Source organism: Nocardia sp. NBC_01377 (assembly GCF_045040005.1).
GTDB classification, from domain to species: Bacteria; Actinomycetota; Actinomycetes; order Mycobacteriales; family Mycobacteriaceae; genus Nocardia; species Nocardia noduli.
On the sequence record NZ_CP109567.1, the window covers coordinates 78450 to 102077 of the forward strand.

A 23628-nucleotide genomic window follows, 5' to 3' on the forward strand; every position below is an offset into this window, starting at 1 on the left:
GCTCGACATGGCGGGGAGGCCGCCTCGATCGAGGGATTGTGATTCGAATGCGTTGGGGTAGAGGCAGTTTGATCGTCTGCGTTGCTGTGTCCTTTCTGCTGCCCGGCTGCACGAACACCGTGGCCGGGAAAGCGGTAATGGCCATCCGGGACACCGACCAGATCATCGTGTTCAACCCGTGCCGGGGACAAGACTTCGACGAGGCCCTGCGATCAGCCGGTCTGGACCCGGCGACCAGACATGTTGTCACCGACGCACCGGAAGGCCCCGCATCGTGGCGGGTCTGCAACTGGCGACCTCTCGACGTTCGCCAGCACGGATCCGCCAAACTGGTCGTGACCCTGTTCTCCACCAGCCACACCCTCTACGAACTACGCAAGAAGGAGAACGCGGTCATCGTCGGCGACACCCGGGTCAACAAACGCCAAGGCCTGGTGTCCCGTGAACGACTCGACCCAGGTACCTGCTACGTGTCCTTCGACGCCCAACAAGGCATGTTCGAAGTCAACGCCGGATGGCTCAGCGACGAAGGCACACGATTCGGCGAGCCATGCCAGATCGCGCAACAGTTCGCCGCGGCACTCGAACCACACCTGCCGAAATGACTTATCCGAAGAAGGGGGCCGCATCGGGAACGGATCCCCGGCCGCGATTCGTTCGGGCACCGTCCAGAGGCATTCGACGTCGCCGCGCAGGCAGGCACATCAGCACCAGGTGAACGAAAGCAGACCACCGCGACTGTGACGACCCATCGCCACCCAACACACGCCTCGATAGCTCTTTCGGAAGCCTCCGTTGTTCGGAGTACGGGTGTGCGGACTCTGGCTGACGAACTGGCGGCTGCTGTGGGCACATGCGCAGTGTGTTCCGGGCCCGCAATCGTTCGCGATGAACTTCCCCTGCCGATGGCCGTGTGCGACCAGTGTTGGGATATGTCGGGGTTCTCGCCGGCGAAGACGGATGTTCGAGCCTCTTGAGCACTATCCAGTTCGTGGTCCGTATCTGGCCCGCTCTCACGATCAAGGATGGGCTGAGCGAGCCCGCTCCTCAGAGGTACCACGCGCGTGGTACCGAGTTGGTATCATCGATACCGTGAGTTATGAATGGTGGTTCGGCATCCTCACCGTCCTGAGACTTGCGGGGATCGAGCGCCACGAGGTCGTCGAGGTGCTCTACGCCGAGCACCGATGGCCCCGGCGCGGCATCGACCCCACGACTGGGCTATCCCCGTTGACGATCTGGGGACGCACCGAAGAAGGCCGACCACTGATCGTGACTCTCCGGGACTTGTCAGGCTTCGACCACCAGATTGTCGCTGCGCAAGATATGACCGCGGACCAGTTGCAGGAATTCAACAAGTGGGAGAACAACCGATGAGCGATCAGAGATGGCCGGACACCCCCGAAGAAATGGCTGCGATGACTGCACGCCTGCAGTACACCGATGACGAGGTCGACCTACCGCCCGTGCCAGGGCCAGAGGGCATCATGGTGTCCCGCTCGTTCAAACTGCCCCCTGAGCTCGATCAGCGGATCAAGGAGGCAGCCTCAGCTCGTGGGACGAGCTACTCGAAACTGTTGCGACAGTTCGCCGAGATAGGCCTGGCAGCGGAGGAGATCGATCACCCGATTTCACTCGCCGACGCGCTGAAAGCTCTGGCCAGTTTGCCCAAGCCAGCCTGATACACGCACGCCGCGATCAGTGGCCGCGCCGACTTCGGTGGCAGGCAACTCTTGTCTGCGCCGCGTCCGGCAGTGGCACCAGACCGCCATGTACCAGACCCGTGTATCTGCGTGGCTGTTCGTGATCCTCGGTATCGCGAACAGTGCCACCGTCGACGACGGCGGGTAGGTCATCAGATTGCGGTGGGCTGGTGTCGCTGTCCACGCGAAACTCAGCGGCGGCGCCACCGCATCGGGTGTACCGTTCCTCCGGCGAGCGAGGTCGAGGAGGAGAATCCGGATGGTCGGCGCAGACGAAGATCCGGATACCCAAGTACCTGGATCAGCAGAGAGCCAGGCGTCACAGCAGCCCAGCGATAGGTTGGTCGACCTCCCTGATGCCGGCCAGGTCGCCTGGACAAAGCTGCCGCATCTCGGCGCACACAACACCGACCTGCCGTCTCCGACGGTGGAAGACTTGGGGCTCTCGTGGATCCACCAGGTATGTGATCGATTGTGGCGCTACAGCAGAGCCGACTTCGAGCCCAGCATGAGCGTCGCAGTCGGGGAAAGCCAATGGCGAGAGACCTGCGCGCTTGCCGGGTCGATCGCGGAGTCGCTGATGTTGGGGGTCGCGACCTATGTCGAGATCGCGTGGCACGAGGAAGCGATCCGCACAGACGTCGAAGATCCCGCGATGGCGCTCGCGCAACGGCTTCACGCTGACGCCCTGTGTGAAGCCGTGATCGCGGTCGGGCACCGCCTGATCAATCTGGTGAGCCGAGTCATGCGCACCGATCCCGAAATCCAGCAACGGATGTCCGGTGAAAAGCGACTGAAAGCGCTGGGCCCCAGCTATCGACCGTTCGTCACCGATGCCTCCGCGGCTTGGCTATCACTGACCGAGAACACGGTCCAGCTCCTACGAGCAGTGAGTACTCCGTGCCCATCAGGTGTTGAGGCTGCTCTGGACCGGTGACGGCGCTCACTGAATTTCCCCGCTGAGGCTCACCGAAATTCCCCATTTGTCCGTGTGGCTCCGCCGTGAAGGGCGGGCCTCCTCCAATGCTGATGGTTACCACACCTGACCAGCGCTTTCGATCGGAGGAGGCCCGCTTTTCCATGTTGACACGTGAGGAAGATGTGGAAATCAGTGCCCTACGCGCCCGAGGCTGGACGATCTCCCAGATCGCCCGCCATACCGGTCGTGACCGTAAGACGATTCGAGCTTATCTGGCCGGGGAACGCACCCCAGGGATACGGAAACGGCATCTACCGGACCCGTTCGAACCGTTCCTCGACTACGTGAGCGCCCGCCTGACCGAGGACCCGCACTTGTGGGCGCAGACGTTGATGGACGAGCTCGAGCCCCTCGGTTTCCCGTTGTCGTATCAGTCGCTGACACGCAACATCCGCGCCCGCGAACTGCGGCCGGTCTGCCAGGCCTGTCGGACCGCGACCGAACGCCCCAACGCGGTCATCCCGCATCCACCGGGTGGTGAAACCCAATGGGACTGGGTCGATCTGCCGAATCCGCCCGCCTCCTGGGGGTGGGGCGCCAACGCGCACCTGCTGGTCGGGTCACTGGCCCACTCGGGCCGCTGGCGCGGCTATCTCGCACCATCGACCGACCAGCCACACCTGATCGAAGGGCTCGACCGCGTCGCTCGCGGTCTGGGCGGGGTGACAGGGTCGTGGCGGTTCGACCGCATGTCCACGGTCTGCCATCCCTCCAGCGGTCAGCTCACCGCATCGTTCGCCGCGGTCGCGAAATATTACGCCGTGGTTCCGGTGATCTGCCCGCCCCGGAGCGGGAACCGCAAAGGCGTGGTCGAGAAAGCTAATCACACTGCCGCGCAACGCTGGTGGCGCACACTCGCCGACGAAACAACCGTCGAGCAAGCCCAAACAGGGCTGGACAAGTTCTGTTCGCTGCGCGGTGACACCCGGCTTCGGCCGACCGCCGACGGACGCGCCAGCGTCGCGACCGTCGCCGCCAGGGAACCGTTGCGACCGTTACCCGCCGAACCCTATCCGGCGATCCTCGCCGAACCTCGGGTCGCCTCGCGGCAGGCGATGATCTCCTGGCGCGGCAACCGCTACTCGGTGCCACCGGAACTGGCGTCGGCGACCGTTGTCGTCGCACAACCGCTGCGCGGCAACCACATCGACATCGCCACCACCGGCGGCATCGTGATCGCCCGCCATCAACGCGCCGCCGACGGCCTGGGCGCCACGGTCCGCGACCACGGCCACGTCGTCGCACTCGACGCCACCGCGATGGCCGCGGCCAACACCAGCCGACCCCACCGCCGCAAGCAACGCATCCCACCCGGCGCCACTGCCAGAGCCGCCGCCGCGGCGTTACGAGCCACCGCCGACCCCTCGAACGCCGCGACGGCTGCCGCCGATGCCACCCTCACCGATCTGGCCGCCTACGAGCGCGCCGCCACCGCCAGGAGCCGCAAATGAGCGCCCCCGCGCCGAAGAAGACAGCCCGCCGCACCACCAAAGCCGTCGGCGCCGACGAGACCGCGACCCGCTACCAACAACTGCGATCACATCTGGCCACTCTGAAGCTGCATGCCGCCGCCGAAGCACTGCCCTCGGTCCTGGACGACGCCACCACACAGAACCTTTCGGCCACAGCGACACTGGAGAAGCTGTTACGGATCGAGGTCGATGACACCGAAGCCCGGCGCCTGGCCGGACGGCTGCGGTTCGCGAACCTACCCACCCCGGCCTCGCTATCCAATTTCGACGTCGACGCCGCCTCCGGCATCGACCGACCACTACTCGACGAACTCGACACCTGCCGCTACCTCGAAACCGCCACCAACGTTCTACTCATCGGCACCCCCGGCACCGGAAAAACACACCTGGCGACCGGCCTCGCCCGCGCGGCCGCGCACGCCGGCTACCGCACCTACTTCACCACCGCCGCCGACCTCGCCGCCCGCTGCCACCGCGCAGCGATCGAGGGCCGCTGGGCCACCACCATGCGCTTCTACGCCGGCCCCGCCCTGCTCGTCATCGACGAACTCGGCTACCTACCCCTCCCCGCCGAAGCCGCCTCCGCGTTGTTTCAGGTTGTCTCGCAACGATATTTGAAAACCTCGATCGCGATCACCACCAACCGCGGCGTCGGCTCCTGGGGCGAAATCCTCGGCGACAACACCGTCGCCGCCGCCCTACTCGACCGACTCCTACACCGGTCCATGGTCATCAACCTCGACGGCGACTCCTACCGACTCCGCGACCACCAAGCCACCGCCGACCACCTCCGCCGAGCCACCACCGGCAACCGCCAACCCCTATAATCGACACCGCTCACGGGCGAGGAATTTCGGCGAGCACAGGTGGGGAATTTCGGCGAGCGCCGTCACCGGCTCGAATCCCTTGTGAACACACCTCAGTGGAACAATGCCTTCGACCACCGCGGCGAGAACTTCCATCGGTGGAGACGTGAACACGAGTATGTCTCGGGCATAGATCAGGGCACAGGCCACGCGCGCGACGTACTGGACCACAAAGGCCAGGTAACGGGCAAGCGATACGGCTCCTACAGCACCCGATACACAGCGGCAGACGGTCTCGGCGAGCAGGCAGTCCTCAACGCGCGCAGTGGGCTGGAAGAAACTGCCCAAGCCGCAAATGACGTGCTCGATCACATTCTCGAAGCGCTTCCAGAGTTGGCCCGAGGTTTCACGCTGACCATCACAGCGACCGGGTACAAGATCTCCAGGCCCCAGATCTGGTAGTACCAACCTCGAACCGCAGGTCAAAACACGTCCTCGACTGTCGGTACCAATCTCTATTGTTCGAATCCCACCGGCCGGTGGGATTCTGCGCTCGCAGAACGACTTTCGATGACAGGAGTGCCCGAGATGGGTAAATCGGTGCCGACCGAACAACAACCACCGCAGACGATTCCGGAGCATCGGACGCTACTGCGACCAACCAACCAGATCCCTACCGCGGTGGCGGTGCAGGCGATCCTGTTGCGAACCGACGACATCGCGGTCGCGATAGCAGGGGCCCGCGCCTACACGGACGGCGTGGAACTACACTTCCAGCTCCACGTCCGCCCCGGCGCTCGCTGCACCGCCCTCGGTGCCTTCGCGGGCTACCCCGGCGGAACCAAGGACCAATTCCTCATCGGTCTCGAATTCGCCGACGGCCGCACCGTCACCAACTGGACAGGCGACCCCACCGACCCTGACACTCCGACACTGATGGCCTCCGCCAGCGGCGGGAGCACACTGCTCGCCACAGCCAACTACTACCTCACCCCGCTTCCTCCCCCGGGACGGCTGTCGGTCATCGGTGCCTGGCCCGCCCAACAGATAGCCGAACACCGGATCGAGCTCGACACCGCCGCGATCCGCCACGGCGCCGCAACGTCGACGGTGCTGTGGCCGCAGCAACCGGACACACCATCAACTCCCCAACCGACGACCCCGCCCGCTATCGAACCCGACGGATGGTTCGCCAGAACCCGCCCCTCCCTCATCGCCTGACAATCCCCAGGTCGTGCGCGGAACGAACGCGTCGAGCGCAGCCCCGCTCAGCTGTACCCCGGCCGCCAGAGCGCACGGGGTACAGCGACCCGCGTGTGTGGACGCCATCAGCCACGCCGAGGAGGAATCGGTCCACCGCCGCCGCGTGATCGAAATCGGAAGCCGAAGGCCACAAAGTACCGGTCCGCGGGTGACGTGCCCTGCTGGCATTCTGCGGATCTGATCGGCGATGAGATCTATCGACGATGACCGTTGAGGTCTACGGTGGTGCCCGCAGCCCAACCTTGCCCGCGTCGCGCGCGGTGCCACTGCTCGATCACGCGCCATTCCCAGATCGGTTTGTCGGCGGTGATCGGTGCCCACCACCGCCAGCGCCCGCAACACGTGGCTCCCGACACTGTTCCGGACCCCGCCAGTGTGGAACCGCCCCGAATCTGATGTCGGTGCCAGCCGCTGCCAACGGTCGTGCCGAGCGCCTCCGGCAGGGGTCCGCGATCCCCTATTCACAGGCTCAGTGCTCGCGCCAGGACCGCACGAGGTTTGTCGTGATAGATGGACGCTGGGGCACCGCCCTTGTGACCGCCAGGCGCGGCCGCATACGAGCAGTTCCGGTGCGGGCCCAACTTCGGCCGGGTCGGTGGTGGCGGGGGCTGGACTAGCATCCGATGGTCACGGCACCAACCGTTTGGCGGTGTTGATGCGTTCAGCGCGTTCCCGGATTGCGCTGTCGTCGGGAGCGTAGAGAGCGCCGAGCGCGACTTCGACGATTTCGGCGGTGTCGAGAGCATCGTCGGCCGACATCGCGGCGGACTGGTGGACACCGCCGTTGCCCACCCATTTCACTGCCATCAGCAACGTGGCGGTCTGCTGATTCTTCTGCTTGAACTTCTGTAAACGATTGTGCAAGGTCAGGTAGCCCCCGTTCGAGTCCTCTGCGGGGATGTCGTGGTCATCCATCACTCTCTCGACCGCTGAACGCAGCGCTCCAGCTGCGGCTTGTGGATCGAGCCAGATCAGGTTCGACGCGCGATCGATCTCCCGCCGGACAGGTTCCGGGACGCCGGGGCTCAACTCGAGAATCGAGGGGCCGGGAAGAATCGTCTTCACCTCCAGGACCGCCCACAGGTCCAGGATGTTGCCGGGGAACATCTGCCAGTCGGTGGTGTACCGGCCTCCGATGACCGCCCACGCACCGCACCTTTGCCGACTACACACGAGATGACCGTGAAAGCCACCCTCCGGCGCGGTTGGATCGTTGTCGAACTTCGCGTCCGTCGCGGGGTCGCGGGCGTCGTTCTCATAGACGATGCTCGGCGCGCCCAGAACGCCGTCACGACAAGTCGGACAGGTCAGACCCGGCCAATCGTGTTCACTGAAAGGCTTTGCCAGCGTACGGATCTGACTTCTCATCGCACCCCTCCTGTTCGATCCGCTCGGGTAGCCACAGTGTGAGGCCGCCGCCCGAGCACCCTGATCGGCACGCGATATCATCGCATGCCAATCACCGTGCCAGCCTGCTGAGTTTGTGGAAGCAACTGCGGTAGACCGCCACCCGCGAAGTGCACGGTTTCGCACAGGTTTCCGAGAGGGTGGCGGCGCGAATACATCGACTCCGCGCGGCGTAAGCTGGCGTGTGGCACCGCAGCGCGTGCCTGCTCCGAGTCGTGGAGGCCCACGTCCACCACGGCGACGAGGACAAGGTTCGTATCGAATCGCGCTGATGGTCACCTCGCGCATGCACAACTCCTGGCGGGAGCGGACGTGGGACATCCCGCGAGAGGACGCATGTGATGACCCGCAGCAGACGCCGCAAAGCCGCGATTCGTTCCCGGCAAGCTGATACCCGCAGCCCCTACATGGTCGCTCGCCGCCAACTCCACACCTCCGACCCCTCCGAGGTCGAGGTTCCCGACAGCGTGCGGATCCTGCCGCCGCTGAAAACCTGGACCCGGTCACGCTATTGCCGATATTGGGCAGAGACCCGAGCAGAGCACGGGCCTCTGGTGGCCGTGACCGTCAGCTACGGCGCCAAGTGGTTCGAACTCGACGACATCGTGCGCGTCATCGTCAAAGCGTTGCCGATCCTGCCCGCCGACGAACGGGGCCTGTGGATTCCGCTCGAAGACAGCGGCTACGCCCTGACCCGACCGACCTATCTCGGCGAGATCGCCACGACGATGCAAGAACTCGGCGCGCTGCCGCGATTGACCATCCGCGCGCTACCGGACCCTGCCCGATGCGACCACGCCAGCTGCGGCCGACGCCGCGAACACTCACGACCCCAGCCCGCGCGAGCTCCCGCACGCCGAACCGTCGCCCACGAGCCGCTGCGCACTCTGGCCGAGGTCATGGCCGAACATCCACGCCTGGGCCTACACGGCATCGGGATCGGCCTTGGATACCAACCCGACCAGACACCCGAACAACACGCGCTCAGCCTCACCGCCGCACGCGCCAGCCTCACCGAGCGCGAACCAGCCGTGCGCGAGATCGCCCACTGGCTACGCGATCACCTCCCGCCGGTTTCGACCTGCTATGTCGACAGCTACTACCTCCGTCGCGTCGCCGAATCGGCCACAGGCGTCTTCTACTACGACGGCCAGTTCATCGCGGCCGCCCTCGCCGCCGGCTATCCGCACCGCTACGGCGAGGAGCGCTACCTCGACATCGGAGTCAGCGGGCGAGACCTGAAACAGATCACCGCCGACCCTCCCTCGTTCTGATCCGCATCGGCGGGCACATCGCGTCGGATTCAGAACAGCCAGCGCGGACGTCATCGTCGACTTCGGGTTCGCAGTCGCAAGGACACCCCGACAAGCCGGGGTTTCACTAGCAGTTGATTGAGGCGATCTGAAGGAGACCTCTGTGACCTTGTCAATGTTGTGGGTGCGGACGATCGGTGACACTTCCGAGCTGATCTTCGCCTGCTGCCCAACATCTCCTCGACTGGGCCCCGATTACCTCCCGCTCCGGGCACCCCGCAGCTGCCTGTAGACACCAGTTTCCACAGTGTTCCCCGACATCGACCGGGGCGCGGCGCGTCTATCGGCAGCGGACACCGTCGACGCCACGGGACGCACGACGTTCCCGCACCAGCGCGACTTCCTGACCGGGACGCGCAGGAGCGGTGGAGACCGCCGTCATCACTGTTCGTGGGCACACCAGGAGCCCGGAACAGTTGCGCGCATAGGCGTCCAGTTCCGCCGGTGAGCACGATGTATCCAGCAATCGACCGACCAGCGCGTGGCAGAACGATTCCTGCACCTGGGGATTCACCGCTGTGTCGAGATAGGTCTGGGCCAACAACCACCCGAGTTGTGTGGGTGCCATCCTCTCTCCCAGCTCCGGTGTGGCCACCTCTGTTCGCGGCCCGGTGTCCACCGGCAACTCGATCGACTGGATTGCCGCGATTCCCGCAGGATCGATCGCCATCGACAGCGATCCGGGGCTTTCGAGCGTATTCATGTACCGCACCGCCAGCACACCGGCGATCTCGAGATCAGCCAGCCCCAGTTGCGCGGCGGGTTCGTGGTTCTCGTCACGGAACCCCTCCTCGATATCACTGCCTCGCAGACACAGCGACACTCGATGCAGGTAGAACCGGTTGCTCGCATCACCTTGGTCCGACATCCGGCGCAGCATGTTCTCGACCGCCGTCGCATAGTTCCCGACATGCAGCGCGGCATCAGCGCCCGTACCGGTGTGTACCGCCGAGGGCCAGTCTGCGGCCGTGCTCGTGTGGTACCACACTTGCTGCGCTGCAACTTGATTCGACAGAAGTGGATCGTGCGTATCTCGCAGCGCGGTCACGTAGGGACCGATATGAATCGACGCATCGCAGTTCGCGCACGGCACACGGGCGGCGGAGGTCTGCTCGGACTCCGCATATGCCTGTGCGCTCACCGCGGTCACCTCACTACACGCCGGACACCGCATCCGATAGTCGTAGCCGAACAACCGATCTCGTTCACCACTGCCCATGATCGAAAACTGTAGGCAGCACCTTCTCGCGCGCCTGTCCGACACGCAACGCCGAACGGCGAGTTGTGCCCGACGGCCGGACCTCCCCGGTTCACCGGGCCAGTCGCAGCGGGGCGGCGGCGGAGTACACGCGATTGTCGCGTAGGAGCGCCCATACCACCCTGCACATCTGCCGCGACAGGCACAGCAGCGCTTGGGCGTGGACCTTGCCTTCCTGGCGCTTGCGGTCGTAGTAGACGCGCGAGGGGCCCTCGGGTTGGCGGATCGCGCCCAGCGCGGCCAGATAGAAGAGTTTGCGTAGGTAGCGGTTGTACCTAACCGGGCGGCGCACGCTGGCCAGCATCGTTCCCGAGGCGCGCGGGACCGGGGTCAGTCCGGCGTAGGCGGCCAGGCTGGTTTCGGTGGCGAAGCGGGCGCGCAGGTCGCCGCCGGTCTCGACGAGGAACCGGGCGCCGAGCAGGGTTCCGATGCCGGGCACGCTGGTCAGGATCGCCGCCCACCGGTGACCGGTGAACAACATCTCGATCCGTGTGGTCAGCGCGGCGATCTCGTCTCGTAGTTCCAGCAGCCGTTGCGCGCGGCGGGCGATCAATTCCGCGGTCAGTTTCTCGGCCGGGAGGGTGATGCGTTGGCTTCGGGCGGCCGCGACCGCGCGCTGTGCCATGGCGGTGACTCCGCCCGGGTTGACGCCGTGGGCGCCGTGGCGCCGTAGGTGCGCGGCGAGCCTGTCGGTGGCGTGTTTGCGGCGCAGTGGTGCCGGGGTTTGGTAGGCGGTGAGCAGGATCAGCCCGGAGCGGCTGGAGTAGTCGAATTCGCGTTCCAGAGCCGGGAAGATCGCGGCCAGTTGTTGACGCAGGCGGTTGATTCCGGCGACCCATTCGGTGAGCAGGTCATCGCGGTGGCTCAGCAGCACCCGTAGTTCGGCGATCGTGAGGTCGGCTGGGGTGACCGGTTGTAGGTCGGTGCGCATGCGGGCGATCTCGGCGATGGTGCGCGCGTCGCGGGCGTCGGTCTTGGCGGCTCCGCCGGCGATCCCGCTCGCGATGCGCGAGACCAGCCGGCCGGGGACGTAGGCGACCGGTTGCCGCGCCGCGAGCAGCAGGGTGATCAGCAGCGCGGTCGCTCCCGAGGTCATATCCACCGCCCACTGAACGCGGCGGCGTCGACGCGGGCCGGTGACCTCGCCGATCACCTGCGTGATCGCGGCTTCGGTGTTCTCGACGCGCCGCGACCAGAGCACGTGTCCGCCGGTATCGATCGCGCAAATGTGCAGAGCGGCCTTGGCCACGTCGACTCCGACCCATACTCCGGGCGAACGCGGCGAGGTAGGTGCCGGGTCGCGCTGTAGTGATCCCACGTCAGTCGCGCCGGGATCGGAGCTGGGTGCGGCGGGCGGCCTGTCTCGCACAGCGTCGAGTGCACGCAAGAATCTCACAGCCACGTCCCGCCGCACGGGAAACACTACCGATCACGAGAACTCCTCCCCGACTACGGGTTCGACAACGAGGCCACCACTTTCGCTCGCCTGCCAGCAGCGGGCAGCGGTGATGGCGCGGAAAGACCGGATACGGTCTGCCGCAGCGTTGTTGGGATTCTCGCGTCGAGACGCGCTGTGATCAGTGACCCGCAGCGGCCGACGGCCCCGCGGTGATCACTGCGAGCCTAACATCATTGCAGGACAGTGGATCTCAAACCACCGTCCATATCACCAGCCGCCTCCGTCGCCGCCGAAATGGCTCCAAGCGATCAGGGCGTTGTCGGCGGCGCGGATCGCGGCTTTTCGGTGCTCGGGTAGCGCGGACTCGTCCTCGGCGATCGCGATGAACAGGTCGGCTGCCTGACCACCGAGGATGATCATCGGCGCGGCAAGGACTTCGGCGTCGGGGCCGAGATAGTGCAACAGAGGATCGCCCACGGTGGCGTAGAGGTTCTCGGCGTCCAGGCCGTGAGTGCGTGTGAGGTAGTTCCCGCACAGCGCCGCGAGTTCCTGCACCGAGTCGGTGCAGGAACCGAACACGGTTTGAAAGTTGTCCCGGGCCGGGACGGCGTGCCGGTGCAGTTGCGCGGCGACGAAGGCGGCAGCGGCCAACGCGCCGCCCCCGCGAGCGAGGCGGATCACCGGGGCCGCGCCGGTGTCGGTGGCGCGCAGCTTCCCCAGCGCGGTGACCAGTAGCGCGCCGAGCGCGCCGGGGTCGGGACCGGGGATCGCGGATTCGGCGGCCGAAGCCGTCCAGGCCGCGACCGTGCCGCGGCTCAGATATTTGGTGTCGATGCTGCGGGCGGCGTCGGTGTAGCTGGTCCCGGGATGGGTGGCCATGTAGGCACGGATTCGGGCTTTACGGTCCGCGGAGCGAGTCATGTCGGGCTTTCCGGGGCAGCGGTCCACGCTCCGCTACCCGAGCATGTTGACTCGGCGACGGAGGCTTCGGTGGCGGGATCCGCTGGGGACCTTGGCCGTATCGTCGGGGTCCGGCGTGGACGGTCACCCGACACGGTGAGGCTCGCTACTGCCCGCCGACACCGTACACCGTGACCGAATCCCGACCGACCCGAACCAGCGACCAGCCACCTCACCTGCGCTGAACCGCATCGGCGGCCGCCGGTGCGGTGTCGCAATTGTCGGAAAGGGTCGTGGACAGGCACGAGTATTGGCAAACTGGGGGCAACGCAGAGTTCGTAGGATGGAAGGGCGCGGCGATGTTCGGTATTCGCGACAGAGCAGAGGTCCGCAGTAGACGTGAAGCCGCCCGTGACGCCCGACTGTTGTCGGAGGCCATCGGGATCGAGTTGGCTCTGCTGCGCATCGCCAGCGCGACGCGCCCGCGCGTGGTCGCCGAACGTGCGGGTCTGGCGGTCGGGAAGTACATGGCGGTCGAGATCGGCGCAGACGTCGAGGACAGCGTTCTCGAAAAGCTGGCCGCCACCTTGGGATCCACCCTCGACGAGGTGCGCCGCAACGCGCAGACGCGGCTGGCCAACCGAGCGCTGCCCTCGCTCTCCGATCCGGGGGGCCACAGTTGGATGATGGCCCTGGGCGGCTACAACGACCGAGACATCGCTGATTTCGCGTCCCGAGAACCTCGTCCTACCAGCGGGTTCAGCGTGTGGGGCCGTAGAACCAGCGGGTGAAGAAGGTTTCACCGCGCATCGGTGCCGGGCCTGCGGAGATTCCCAGGATCGAGGTGAAGTCCAACGGTCGATCCGGTGGGCTGAGGTCGAATCCGAGGCCACTGTAGAAGCGGGCCAGGCCGCGGTCACTGGTGGTGAACTGTCCGTAGAGCAGATCCGCGCCGGCAGTGCGCGCGGTCGCGATCGCCGTGGACACCAGCGCGGCTCCGACACCGCCACGCCGGTGGGCTTCGTCGACGGCGACGAAATGCAGTTTGCTCGTGCGCATGATCCCGGCCAGCACCGGTGCCATACCGTATCGGGAGGGCAGCGAGGCCAGGAAGTGCAGCGCCGGTCCCGCCATCAACCCGCCGATCGGTTCGTCGTCGGAGTCGGTGACCGCGACCAACGCGACGGTGTGTGCCCACGCCAGCGCTTCCGGACCGACACGGACGGCGGCCTCATCGGCGGTGGTGTCGCCGCTGCCATCCAACGCGGTCCCCAGATAGCCGCCCGAGTGCGCCTCGACCAGTTTGGCCGCAGTGACCGGGCCACCGGCACCGGCCATGCCCGCCCACCGTCGAAAGCCTTGCAACTCGGCGATCGTGTCGGCGCGACGAACCCGCACCGACCGCCGAGTCGTCGCGGGCCCTGCCTCCGCGACGCCCGCCGCGCTCGTGAGCGCGGCATCGGTGATAGCCCTGCTGCGGGCACGGCGACCATTGGATTTGGACATGCGATTCCCCCTACGAGCCCCAATGCGTCAAAACCACTGTGCCCCAACATGCTACCGAGAGCACCCACAAGCTGTCCGACCTCACGGACACCAGATCGGCTCGCAGTAAAGTTCGGGCGTGTGTTCGCAGGCTTCAAGTCGGACCTCGCGGATGTCTCCGTGTGGGTTCGCCGCACCGGATGCGCGAGTTCACTGCTTCGATCGTGCCGGACGCGGGTTTTCGTGGCCCAAAATCCGGACGTCAGCAGTCTGTCAGCGTAATCTCGGCTATGGGTCGGCTACCCTCCAGTCGGCCGAATGTGCGTCGTCCGCACCCCCCTGCGGCCCGCGCACTATGCGACGGCACCGCCGAGGGGCGCGATCTCCTCGGCGGTGCCGCTCCGGACTACTGGGCAGCGTTGGCTACTTCTCGACACGGCCGCGCCGACGCCACCGCGCCACGGCATCGGCCCCGGCGGCTCTTGTCTCGTCCCACGCCGCGCCGAGAAGGGGTGCGAGGATCCATACGAAGGCGGACATCCCCAAGCTCACCAGAACGAATGCCATGAACGAGGGCAGGCTTTGGATTCCAGCCTTCGACCACTGAAGGAAAAACCAGACGGCGGCAAGAGCAAAGGCCAGCGACGTCCAACTACTTTTGAGCGACTCGTTTCTGCGCACCCGTTCACGCTCCCTGACTACGTCATCGACCGTGGCTTCCGCTTCGGCGATCTCGGAAGGTGCCGCATCCGGGGCCACCGGATCGGGAATATCTTCCAGTCGGTCCGTGCTTCGGATTTCACCGAGCGTGAGTTCGACAGCTTGATGGACGGTCTCTTTGCCTGCAAGGTCTTCGGGCCAGTCCTTCAAGATCGCAATCAGCTTCTCCAACTTCTCGTGCGGCGGTTTCTTCGCCGTCCACTTGTTGAAGCCACCGGCGATGAGCGCACCGATGATGACCCCCGTCGGAACCGCGAGCGTGAGCCACCATCTATCGGAATTGGACTGTGCGGCATGCTGTGCCAGCAGGGTGATCACGAATCAATCGTCGCAGCCGAGTGCTCGGGCCGCGCGGTATCGACCGCAACGACAACATGCGGCCAGGTGGGCACGCGCTACTGGCTCGGGCGAGGAAGCGCGCGATAGATCTTGTCGGGATAGATCGACGCCTGGGCGGCTGTTTCCAGTCGGGCCAGGGTCGCCAGGTCGGGGTAGAGCTCGCCGCGCACGATCCTCCCGACTGCGTTCGACGCGACTCCGGCTGCCAGCGACAGAGCGCGATGAGACAGATCGAGCGATCTGCACAGTTCGTCGAGCCTGCGGGCCAGGGCGAGACTGTAGTGCACGGGCGCAGGAGCTTCCGCCTGGGCGACCGCGTCGTAAGGCCACTCACCCCGGGTGTAGGTCTGCGGAGCCTTGTCGCCGCGCACGCTGCCCTTCCGCCGACTGTCGCCATCCTGGTCAGCACACATCATCGCGGGTGGTCCGCGGGGCTGTCCAACTACCACAATCGTGATACATATATGTACCATCAGTGATGTCCGTCAGCAGACCCGTGGAAGGCAATAGCTGTGCAATTCGTACCACCCATCGACCTCACCGACCTGCCGAACTACGAGAAGACCGAGCTTCGTCCCCGCCGCCCGGTGTTCGTCGGTCGCGTATCCACCAAAGACAACCAGAATCCCGCGACTTCGCTGCCGCGCCAGGTGTCAACGGCCGCGGCACGGTTGGAACCAGGGGAGGATTTTGCGGCGTACTTCTGGGATGTGGAGTCCGGGATGCTGCCCCCGGAACTTCGCAGCCTCGCACCGCAGGAAATGTATGACACGCTCGCCGTTCCGCTCCGGCGTGACGGTGGGCTCCAAGACCTGGTCGACCGGGCCGAACCGTTGGGTGTGACCCATGTGCTGGCCGAGCGATCCGACCGCTTGGCGCGGGCGATGCTGACCAGCCTCACCGTCGAGCACGAGCTCGGGAAGTTCGGGGTGGAGGTGGTGTACGCCAACGAGCCGGTCGGCGGCACCGAATCAGGACGACTACGCGTACGCCGCTACAGCCAGGTCGACGCGGAGATCTACCGAACCGCGATGATGGAGATGTCGATGGGCGGGCAGATCCAGCACGCCGTCGGCGGCTGGAACCACGGGCATCCGCCCTACCCCTACATCAGCGTGGTCGACGAGACCGCCCCCGAACCCGCGCGGGGACGCTTCGGCGTCGCACGGCCCAAACGCAAACTCGTTCCCCATCCCGATTCGCGCCGGTTCGACGCCGTCCGGGAACTGTGCCGCCTGCGCCGGGAGGAGGGCCTGAAATCCGCCGACATCATCGCGGTGCTGGCCGCCGACCCCGATCGGTACCCGATCGATAACCGCTGGACCCACAATCGGATCGAAGGTTTGGCTGCCAACCCCAAGTTGACCGGCCACCAGGTGTTCAACCGGCGGGCGACCCGCACCGGCCGCGCGGGGACTTCCCGGTGGAATCCGGTGGAGGACTGGGCATGGTCACCGGGAATCGTGCACGAGCCGGTGATCACCTTGCAGGAGTGGAAACAGGCCCAGCAAGTCACCGCCGCACTGCGCGGCAGAGGCCAGCAGGGCGACCCGCTCGCACGTATCCGTGTCGCAGCGAGTCGGCGGGGGTTCACCGTCGCCGCGCTCAGCAGCAGTGACACGCACACGGTGTACCTGATCGGTGAGCGCAAAATGGTTCTGCCCACCCAGATTCCGGACATCCTCGCCCAACAGGTGATCGCCGACCTGGAGCTGGCCGGATGAGCGAGGCCATCGACTGCCTGGCCCAGCGGCGCGGACGGGCCTGGGTGGGCCGCGTCGCCGAGCACGGGGTGTACGGACACGGACGGACGCTGAAAGCGCTGCGCGTCGACATCGCCGCCGGGCTCGCGCACCTCGAGGTGACCGCGCCGGTCACCCTCGTCGTGGAGACACCGGAACTCGCGCACCTGCGCTCGGTCGCGAACGACTACTCCACGGCGTTGCGCGCGGCGGTGACCGCCCTCGCGTTGCGCTCGATGCCGCCAGCAGACATCGCACTGGCTACCGGAGCGCCGATCACACGAGTCAAAGCACTGCTCGCCGAACGCGCGACATCTCCCACGAACCACGCTCCCGCCACGCCCCTCGACGAGGCAGAGCAAGACCCGCTCGATACAGCGAAACACCCGCCCGAAGGAGAGCGAAAATGCTGACCGATATCGCCGCCCGCCACGCCATCGCCAACGCCATCAACGCGGGCGACGCCCACCACACCCACTACGACCTCGACGCCATCGTCGCCGGACTGTGGGAAGCGACCGGCGGATACGACATCGACGCGATGCCCCACGACGACTTCTGGAAACTCGTGCAGGACAACGACCGTAGCGCCGAAGCCATCACCGTACGCACCATCGCCACCCACCAGGAGACCGAGCAGGTCATCGACATCGAGACCACTACCCGCGCGGTCCTGCCCTTGGCGGACAACCTCGACCTGTCCGCCGCAGACCTCGGCTGCGAGCCTGGCTCTACCCACAGGATCGAGGCCGTCACCACCGACGGCACGGTCATCGACAGCTACGAGACCACAGCCGACTGACCAATTAGCACTGCGACGCGCGGCAATCGCCACGCTCCGGACTTCATCGTCCGATCGAACTGGAGACGTGCAGATCAGCGAACCTCACAGCCTCACCAACTCGACGAACGCTCTCGCGCGCAGACGCTGTTGCGCCCCTCCCCATCCTGGAAGGTCAGGATCGAATGATCATCTACCGCGCGTCCGTCTATCTCGATCGCCGGGGCAATCGAATCAACCACGATGTGGTCGACGTGGATTCGAATCTGACCGCGTTGGCCCGGAATGTCGCCGACAACTGCGTGCCACGGTTCGCCGGCGAACCCGATTTCGACAGCAGCGAAATGGCATCACTGATCGCCGAAACCACCGACGCCGACTTCGCCGAATACGGAACCGAAACCACCACGCAGATCGACGCGGCCGAATTGGATCACTTCCTGGTCGCCTATACCTGCGATCCGGGCGATCGGGTCCTTCCTGCCCGAAAGGTCACGATCGGGGCAGGCGGCAGAGTCCGGTTCGAGCTGGAGCGAATCGACTGTTCCCGATGACTGTCGGGGGGCGGGGGAAATCAGGAGACCGCGACGACATCACGACATTCGACATCGGCCGTCCGGATCCCCGGTGGCTGTCGCGTCGAGCGCGCCGATGGCACCGGTCAGCGCATCGAACGCGTCGGCGAGCGGCCGCGGCCGTCCGCACGGAGCGCCGCCGGGTGCGATGCGGGCGACGGGGTTCAGTGCTGGTGGTTTTCAGTGAAGATGGAGGTGCGTTTGTAGCGGGCGGTGCTCACCTGCCACACCCAGGTGGCTTGCACCGCGCCGGTGAGGTCGTCGATGTGCTCGCCGATGATGGTTCCCAGTGCGATGTCGGCGAGTCCCGCGCACCGCGCGGTGAGTCCGGTGCGCAGGACGTGGAATTCGGTCAGTTGTTCACGCACGAGTGCGGCGGCGTGCTCGATCGCGTCGGCCAAGGTCGCGTCTGTGGCGTTGAGCAGGATGATCGGGATCAAGTTGGAGTCGGCGCCCCCGGTGATGCATTCCTTCTCGAAAGAGAAAAGGTCGTTCATCAGGCCACCGATCTGCACGGTCAGTTCCCGTAGTCGCCTCAGGTCGGTGTCGAGCCCGGCAGCGGCGATCGGACCCCACTGCAAGTAGGTGTCACGCCCGTATTCGCAGAACGCGAGGACCGGATACATGCCCGACATGTCGGCGCGCAGCGCGATGTAGTCCCCGACGTCGAGGAGTTGCCCGCGGGCGCGGGCGTTCTGATCACGGTTCGCCGGACGCAGATGCGCAACAGAGGAATCCAGGGTGTTCCGCAGCCAGCGCGGGTCGGCGTCGAGGCTTAGTCGTTGCAGGAATTCGTGGGTGGCGACTTCGACGGGTACGGGGCCCGGTGGCAGATTGCCGGTTTCGAGCATGGCGCACAGGCGGTCGATGGTGGCTCGCGCGTGCTGTTGCTGCGTGAGGGACAAGTGCGCGTGTCTGTCCCGTCCGACGGTGTCGTTCAACCAGTACAGGATGGCGTTGAACAGGCCGATCACCGTCATCCGCTCGAGGTTGATCGTGTTCGGATGCAGGTAGGGGGTCATGCTGTTGTAGTGCGTCGCACCGGGTTCGAGCCAGATCTGGTGCTGGCGGCACCACCGTTCCACCTCCCGGCAGGCCGCTACCCCGAATCGATTCGGTGTCAGATCGCGACAGTATTCGACGATGTCGAGGTCCGGTGTGCTGAACAGATCCCGCAGGGACCACCGTCGCGGCGATCGCAGTATCCGTTGGTACTCCTGGCGCATCGAATCCAGCTTCGTCTCGACCGGTTCGGTGTAATCGACCGACATCACTATCCCCTTCGCGAACGGACGCGCCGCACCCTCCGACAGAACACAGACGCGACGAGAGTTGTGAGCAGCGATGATCGGGTGCGCGCACTCCGTCACCGCGAGAGTTCCTGGCTGCCGCGCGACTGCTGCGCTGCTGTTCGACCCGGATGCGAATCGAGTCTGTCGCCGGACTTCGGACCTCTAACTCACTCTCCCATAATACTTTTGGGTCCGGCGACGTCGGGCGACCTGCCACACGGCGGTGGCTGTGACCAGGTAGGAGACCACTGCCGACCGGCCGGACCGGGACCGCCGATGCTCGTGTGAGTGCCTGCGTCAACCTGTGGAGGTGCATTTATTCAATGTGCGCGTAGGGCTGCTTCGACTCGGTCGCGCTCAGGTGCAGCGCGATCCCAGAGGGGTCCGGCGTCAGCGAGTCTGCGGGTCAGACCGTCGACGAGTGCTTGTTCCCCGGCAGGGCTGCGGCTGTGTTCGGCGATGACCACGGCGTAGCGGACGGCGTCGATGACGGCGGCTTTGACCTTCTCGTGAGTGAGATAGCGGTCGAGGTCCTCGCGCCAGCCGGGGGAAACCGCGTCGGGTTCGACGGCGGCCCGGGCGGTGAGGAACGCGTCCTGCTCGTGTGGGAGGTAGGTCATCTTCAGCAGGTGGATCGCGACATCGGCCAGGGGGTCGCCGAACAACGCCAGTTCCCAGTCCAGGAAAACTGTTCTGCCCGCACGTATGAGCATGTTCTTGCGATGCAGGTCGCAGTGAATCAGTCGAAACGGACGCGCCTGTAGCGATCCGGCGGCGCCGGACAACGGCGCGAAGGGGTCTTCGGGGATGTCGAGTCGTCGGAACAGCGCGGCGAACTCGCTGCGGTGGCCCTCGTGCAGGCGACGGGTGTTACCCCACAATCTGTGCGCGAATCGGTGTGGATGGTCATCGAGATCGGTTGTTGGGGACGGCAGTGCGTCGATAGGGATGGCGCGAAGGTCGGCGAAGAGGGCGGCGACGTCGGTCGGGACATGGTCAGGGACAGCGGTGCCGCGCGGCGCGAGCTGGTCGAGTTGGTGTCCGTGCACGTATTCCTGGATCTGACATCGCGGCTGTTCGTTGACAGCGTAGAGCCGCGGTGCGTCGCTGACGTAGGGCGCGATCGTGGCGAGGATCTGAGGTTCGGGCCATTGCCGCACGTCCATCACGGCCGCGCCGTCGATGGGCACGCGGACGTTCACCGCGCTACCTCCAACGGCGACACGGACGTTGCGGTTGTAGAAGCCCGCCGCCGCAGCACTGGAATCCTGCACGGCACGCAGGTAAAGCGACTTCACGTCCGCGCCGGAGAGGCCGCCCCGCGCGATGTCGACAGGATGCCGATCCTCGATGTTCAAGGCGGACTGCGGATCTGGATGCGACAGCATCACTTCAGCATGCCAGCACCCCGCTGCTACGACTCGATCCCCGGCAGGCAACATTCCGCGAACCCGCTCGTTCTGGGATTCGCTGTGCGGCAACGTGTGTCCATGTGGCGACAGCTGTTGAATCCGGCTGGCGGGGTGGGCAGGTGGGGTCGATGTCCAGAACGGGTTCGCCGTCAAGCTTTGACGAGCTGGGGTGCGCGTTTGCTGATCTTGGTCAGGGCGGCGTCGGCGCGGGTGGATTGCAGTGGTTGCAGGATGGGGACGGCGATTTCCCATGCGGCGACCGCGCCGCCGTGGTCGCCGTTTTCCCACCGGGCCAGGCCGACGTCGGCCCAGGTGCGCCCGTAGACGCGTCGGTGTGCGTTCGGGTCCCAGAAGGTGGTGGCCAGCAGATGGTGCGATTCGGCTGCGCCCCATTCGTTGAGTGCGCGTAGGGTTTTCGCGGCTTGGCTGTTCACGGTGGCTTTGTCGCCGCCCCACCATGCGCACCACGCGGGTAGTTGATCGCCGCGGTCGGCGGTGATCCATGGTTCGGTTGTGCGTAGCGCGTCGTGGGCTCGGGCGCGGTCGCCGGTTTCGGCGTGGCAGCGTGCCAGCGCGACACTGAACAGGGCTTGGGTGGCGCCGTCGACGCGGCCGCGGGTTCGGCGTACCGCTTCTTCGGCGAGCTGGACGCTGAATGTGCGGTTGCCCAGATCCGCGCCTTGTAGGGCGAGGATGCGGAAGATCCAGCCGTCGTGGCCGGGTACCTGGGATTCTTCGGCGAGTTCGAGTGCGGCGAGGTAGTAGCGCTGGGCCATGCCGTCGTGGTTGGCGTCGTGTGCTTTGAACCCGGCCAGGTAGGCGAGTTCGGCGGCCGCCGAGAGTGCTTGGGAACGGACCTCTGCGGTGGCGAAGCGTGAGCGCAGCAGATCGGCGACGTCGGTGGCGAGGAATTCGGCGATGGCGGTGCGCCCGACTCCGCCGCCGCGGTGCTCGTCGAGGCGTTGGAACGCGTCGGTGACCTGGCGTAGGGCGTTGACCTCGCCCATGCCGACGATACGGGTGTCATCGATCGCGGCGATGCGCCCGATTTCGGGGGTCAGCGCGAGCGCTGTGGCGGACAGGGCGGCGGAGTAGGTGGCGCGGCGCAGGAACGATCGTCGATCCACGTCTCCCTTTCCGAGTGTCGACAGCGAGGTCACCGGGTCGGTGGCGGTGGCCCCGAAGAGTCGTTCATACCAGGTGATGAGGTCCGGGCTCGGTCGACGGACACCGTTCTCGGCGTGGCCGAGGGCGGCTTTGCTGTAGTTGGTTTGGCGGGCGGTCCACGCCAGGGACTTGCCTGCGGCTTCTCTGGCCGCGCGCAGACGTGCGCCGATGACGGAGGATTGGCGCCGCTCGCCCATCCGATGATGCTAGTCGCCGAATGTAGACGGTTGTAGACGATTTCGCCGACGCGCGCGCCCACACTCGATTGCACGGGGAGTTGATTTTCACCCACCCCGGGCAAGCTGTTGGAGGGGAGAGGCCGCGATGGCGATATCGGAGCAGTCCGGGCCCGATCGACGCAGACCGGCGGTGCCACGCAAGGTCGCTGTGATCGGTCTGGGACACGTCGGTTCGGTGGTCTCGATGCTGGCAGTCGCGGCAGGCCACAACGTGATCGGCTACGACATCGATCCCGACCGGATCGCGCGAATGACCGGCGGACACGATGATCTCGGCGATGTTCCGCGCCCCCTGATCGCCGAGGCTCTGGCGTCGGGGCGGTTCGTCGCGACCGTCGATCCTGCCCTGTTGGCCGGGTTCGAGGTGGCGGTGATCAGCGTGCCTACGCCGCTGATCGGCGGACGTCCGGATCTGCGGTGCTTGGAAGACGCGGCGGCGACGGTCGCGAAGCACGCCCGGCCGGGATGCACGGTGATCGTGGAATCGACCACGTGGCCCGGCACGACCGACGAGGTGGTGGCCCCGCTGCTGGAGTCGACAGGGCTGTCGGTTGGCTCCGATGTCCGGCTCGGGTACTGCCCGGAGCGGATCAACCCCGGCGACGGATTCGCCGCGCTGCCCGCGGTCCCGAAGATCGTTTCCGGGGTCGATGCCGCGTCGTTGGCGGCGGTGACGCTGTTCTGGGAAGGTCTGGTCGAGGTGGTGGTGCCCGCGCCCGATATGCGTACCGCTGAGCTGGCCAAGCTGATCGAGAACACCTTCCGGCTGGTCAATGTCAGCTTGGTCAACGAAATCGCCCGCCACACCGCCGGGCTCGGCACCGATATTTCGGCGGCGGTCGAGTTGGCCGCGACAAAACCGTACGGGTTCATGGCGTTTCGCCCGGGTATCGGCGCCGGTGGCCATTGCATCCCGGTCGCGCCCCGCTACCTGTCGTGGCGGATAGGCGACATCGGCGGTGTCTCACCATTGATCGACGCCGCGTTGCGGGTCAACGACACCGTGCCCGAATGGGTGGCCGAGCGCATCGTCGCCGGGTTGGCGCGGCGCGGGATCGCGGCCGCCGACGCGGTGGTGCTGGTCGCCGGGATCACCTACAAACCCAACGTCGCCCACGTCGCAGGCTCCCGAGCCCTCGACGTGATCGCGGCACTAGGGGATCACGGCGTGCGGGTGCTGACCTACGACCCGGTCGCCGAAGGTGTCGCCGATGTGTTCGCCGTCGTCACCACCGAACTCGTGAGCACGGTGTCGGCGGTGGCGGTGCTGATAGCCCACGACCGGCTCGACCTCGCGACCCTGAGCACCGCCCGGTACGTCTTCGACGCCTGCGCCGTCGTGGCACCGGGCCCGGATGTCGAATTCCTGTGACAGA

25 protein-coding genes are annotated in these 23628 nt (G+C 66.0%); 15 read left to right on the forward strand and 10 right to left on the reverse strand.

From position 1 onward, the window contains the following. Positions 1-137: 137 nt before the first annotated feature. From OG225_RS40810 to OG225_RS40845, 8 genes are all read left to right on the forward strand, one after another. Complete coding sequence (locus OG225_RS40810; protein ID WP_405183638.1) at positions 138-605, forward strand: DUF3558 domain-containing protein; 468 nt, start codon at positions 138-140, stop codon at positions 603-605. 487 nt (positions 606-1092) lie between these two features. After that, on the forward strand, positions 1093-1377 hold the full coding sequence (locus OG225_RS40815) for a hypothetical protein (RefSeq protein WP_331758419.1): 285 nt from the start codon (positions 1093-1095) through the stop codon (positions 1375-1377). Beyond that, positions 1374-1682, forward strand: a complete 309-nt coding sequence (locus tag OG225_RS40820) for a hypothetical protein (protein WP_331758421.1) — start codon at positions 1374-1376, stop codon at positions 1680-1682. Before OG225_RS40815 ends, OG225_RS40820 begins: the two co-directional genes overlap by 4 nt. Positions 1683-1962: 280 nt before the next feature. Then, positions 1963-2640: a hypothetical protein gene (locus OG225_RS40825; RefSeq protein ID WP_331758423.1), complete on the forward strand. Its 678-nt coding sequence runs from the start codon at positions 1963-1965 to the stop codon at positions 2638-2640. A gap of 143 nt (positions 2641-2783) precedes the next feature. Continuing rightward, the gene (locus tag OG225_RS40830; protein ID WP_331758426.1) at positions 2784-4133 is read left to right on the forward strand and encodes a Mu transposase domain-containing protein; all 1350 of its coding nucleotides are present in this window, start codon (positions 2784-2786) and stop codon (positions 4131-4133) included. After that, positions 4130-4981: an IS21-like element helper ATPase IstB gene (gene istB, locus OG225_RS40835; RefSeq protein ID WP_331758428.1), complete on the forward strand. Its 852-nt coding sequence runs from the start codon at positions 4130-4132 to the stop codon at positions 4979-4981. Before OG225_RS40830 ends, istB begins: the two co-directional genes overlap by 4 nt. Positions 4982-5020: 39 nt before the next feature. Further along, entirely contained in the window at positions 5021-5422 is a 402-nt protein-coding gene (locus tag OG225_RS40840) for a hypothetical protein (RefSeq protein ID WP_405183639.1), read from the forward strand. A gap of 108 nt (positions 5423-5530) precedes the next feature. Continuing rightward, positions 5531-6181 carry a hypothetical protein gene (locus OG225_RS40845; protein WP_405183640.1) on the forward strand — a complete coding sequence of 217 codons (651 nt, stop codon included), beginning with the start codon at positions 5531-5533 and terminating at the stop codon, positions 6179-6181. 669 nt (positions 6182-6850) lie between these two features. Here the strand turns inward: OG225_RS40845 and OG225_RS40850 are convergent. Continuing rightward, positions 6851-7672, reverse strand: a complete 822-nt coding sequence (locus tag OG225_RS40850; RefSeq protein WP_405183641.1) for a DUF4145 domain-containing protein — start codon at positions 7670-7672, stop codon at positions 6851-6853. A gap of 299 nt (positions 7673-7971) precedes the next feature. Here OG225_RS40850 and OG225_RS40855 point away from each other — a divergent pair, with 299 nt between their 5' ends. Next, positions 7972-8904, forward strand: coding sequence for a hypothetical protein (locus OG225_RS40855; protein ID WP_331758435.1), 933 nt, complete (start codon positions 7972-7974; stop codon positions 8902-8904). Positions 8905-9223: 319 nt separating this feature from the next. Here OG225_RS40855 and OG225_RS40860 read toward each other — a convergent pair whose 3' ends face one another. From OG225_RS40860 to OG225_RS40870, 3 genes are all read right to left on the reverse strand, one after another. Next, positions 9224-10084 (reverse strand): hypothetical protein, encoded by an 861-nt coding sequence (locus OG225_RS40860; protein WP_405183642.1) that lies wholly within the window; start codon positions 10082-10084, stop codon positions 9224-9226. A gap of 169 nt (positions 10085-10253) precedes the next feature. Further along, positions 10254-11519: an IS110 family transposase gene (locus tag OG225_RS40865; RefSeq protein ID WP_331758804.1), complete on the reverse strand. Its 1266-nt coding sequence runs from the start codon at positions 11517-11519 to the stop codon at positions 10254-10256. Between the two features lie 348 nt (positions 11520-11867). Beyond that, positions 11868-12521, reverse strand: coding sequence for a hypothetical protein (locus tag OG225_RS40870; protein ID WP_331758439.1), 654 nt, complete (start codon positions 12519-12521; stop codon positions 11868-11870). A 338-nt stretch (positions 12522-12859) separates the two neighbouring features. On the opposite strand from OG225_RS40870, the gene OG225_RS40875 reads away from it, so the two are divergent. Continuing rightward, positions 12860-13291, forward strand: a complete 432-nt coding sequence (locus OG225_RS40875; protein ID WP_331758441.1) for a hypothetical protein — start codon at positions 12860-12862, stop codon at positions 13289-13291. On the opposite strand, the gene OG225_RS40880 is transcribed toward OG225_RS40875, so the two are convergent. The 3 genes from OG225_RS40880 to OG225_RS40890 all read right to left on the reverse strand — a co-directional run bounded on the left by OG225_RS40880 (position 13260) and on the right by OG225_RS40890 (position 15415). After that, positions 13260-14006: a GNAT family N-acetyltransferase gene (locus tag OG225_RS40880; RefSeq protein WP_331758444.1), complete on the reverse strand. Its 747-nt coding sequence runs from the start codon at positions 14004-14006 to the stop codon at positions 13260-13262. The genes OG225_RS40875 and OG225_RS40880 overlap by 32 nt on opposite strands. A gap of 402 nt (positions 14007-14408) precedes the next feature. Further along, on the reverse strand, positions 14409-15023 hold the full coding sequence (locus OG225_RS40885) for a hypothetical protein (protein ID WP_331758447.1): 615 nt from the start codon (positions 15021-15023) through the stop codon (positions 14409-14411). Positions 15024-15100: 77 nt separating this feature from the next. Further along, positions 15101-15415 carry a helix-turn-helix transcriptional regulator gene (locus tag OG225_RS40890; protein WP_216916185.1) on the reverse strand — a complete coding sequence of 105 codons (315 nt, stop codon included), beginning with the start codon at positions 15413-15415 and terminating at the stop codon, positions 15101-15103. A 141-nt stretch (positions 15416-15556) separates the two neighbouring features. On the opposite strand from OG225_RS40890, the gene OG225_RS40895 reads away from it, so the two are divergent. From OG225_RS40895 to OG225_RS40910, 4 genes are all read left to right on the forward strand, one after another. Then, positions 15557-16768 (forward strand): recombinase family protein, encoded by a 1212-nt coding sequence (locus OG225_RS40895; RefSeq protein ID WP_331758452.1) that lies wholly within the window; start codon positions 15557-15559, stop codon positions 16766-16768. Continuing rightward, positions 16765-17199, forward strand: a complete 435-nt coding sequence (locus tag OG225_RS40900; protein WP_331758454.1) for a hypothetical protein — start codon at positions 16765-16767, stop codon at positions 17197-17199. Before OG225_RS40895 ends, OG225_RS40900 begins: the two co-directional genes overlap by 4 nt. After that, positions 17193-17588 (forward strand): hypothetical protein, encoded by a 396-nt coding sequence (locus OG225_RS40905; protein WP_331758456.1) that lies wholly within the window; start codon positions 17193-17195, stop codon positions 17586-17588. The genes OG225_RS40900 and OG225_RS40905 overlap by 7 nt, the downstream gene beginning before the upstream one ends. Before the next feature lie 164 nt (positions 17589-17752). Continuing rightward, positions 17753-18121 (forward strand): hypothetical protein, encoded by a 369-nt coding sequence (locus OG225_RS40910; RefSeq protein ID WP_331758459.1) that lies wholly within the window; start codon positions 17753-17755, stop codon positions 18119-18121. A 185-nt stretch (positions 18122-18306) separates the two neighbouring features. Here the strand turns inward: OG225_RS40910 and OG225_RS40915 are convergent, their stop codons facing one another. The 3 genes from OG225_RS40915 to OG225_RS40925 all read right to left on the reverse strand — a co-directional run bounded on the left by OG225_RS40915 (position 18307) and on the right by OG225_RS40925 (position 22210). After that, on the reverse strand, positions 18307-19413 hold the full coding sequence (locus tag OG225_RS40915) for a terpene synthase family protein (protein WP_331758462.1): 1107 nt from the start codon (positions 19411-19413) through the stop codon (positions 18307-18309). Positions 19414-19754: 341 nt separating this feature from the next. Next, positions 19755-20822, reverse strand: coding sequence for a phosphotransferase (locus OG225_RS40920; RefSeq protein WP_331758464.1), 1068 nt, complete (start codon positions 20820-20822; stop codon positions 19755-19757). 173 nt (positions 20823-20995) lie between these two features. After that, positions 20996-22210 carry a helix-turn-helix domain-containing protein gene (locus OG225_RS40925; RefSeq protein WP_331758467.1) on the reverse strand — a complete coding sequence of 405 codons (1215 nt, stop codon included), beginning with the start codon at positions 22208-22210 and terminating at the stop codon, positions 20996-20998. A 127-nt stretch (positions 22211-22337) separates the two neighbouring features. Here OG225_RS40925 and OG225_RS40930 point away from each other — a divergent pair, with 127 nt between their 5' ends. Continuing rightward, positions 22338-23624 carry a nucleotide sugar dehydrogenase gene (locus OG225_RS40930; protein ID WP_331758470.1) on the forward strand — a complete coding sequence of 429 codons (1287 nt, stop codon included), beginning with the start codon at positions 22338-22340 and terminating at the stop codon, positions 23622-23624. The last annotated feature ends 4 nt before the right edge of the window (positions 23625-23628 follow it).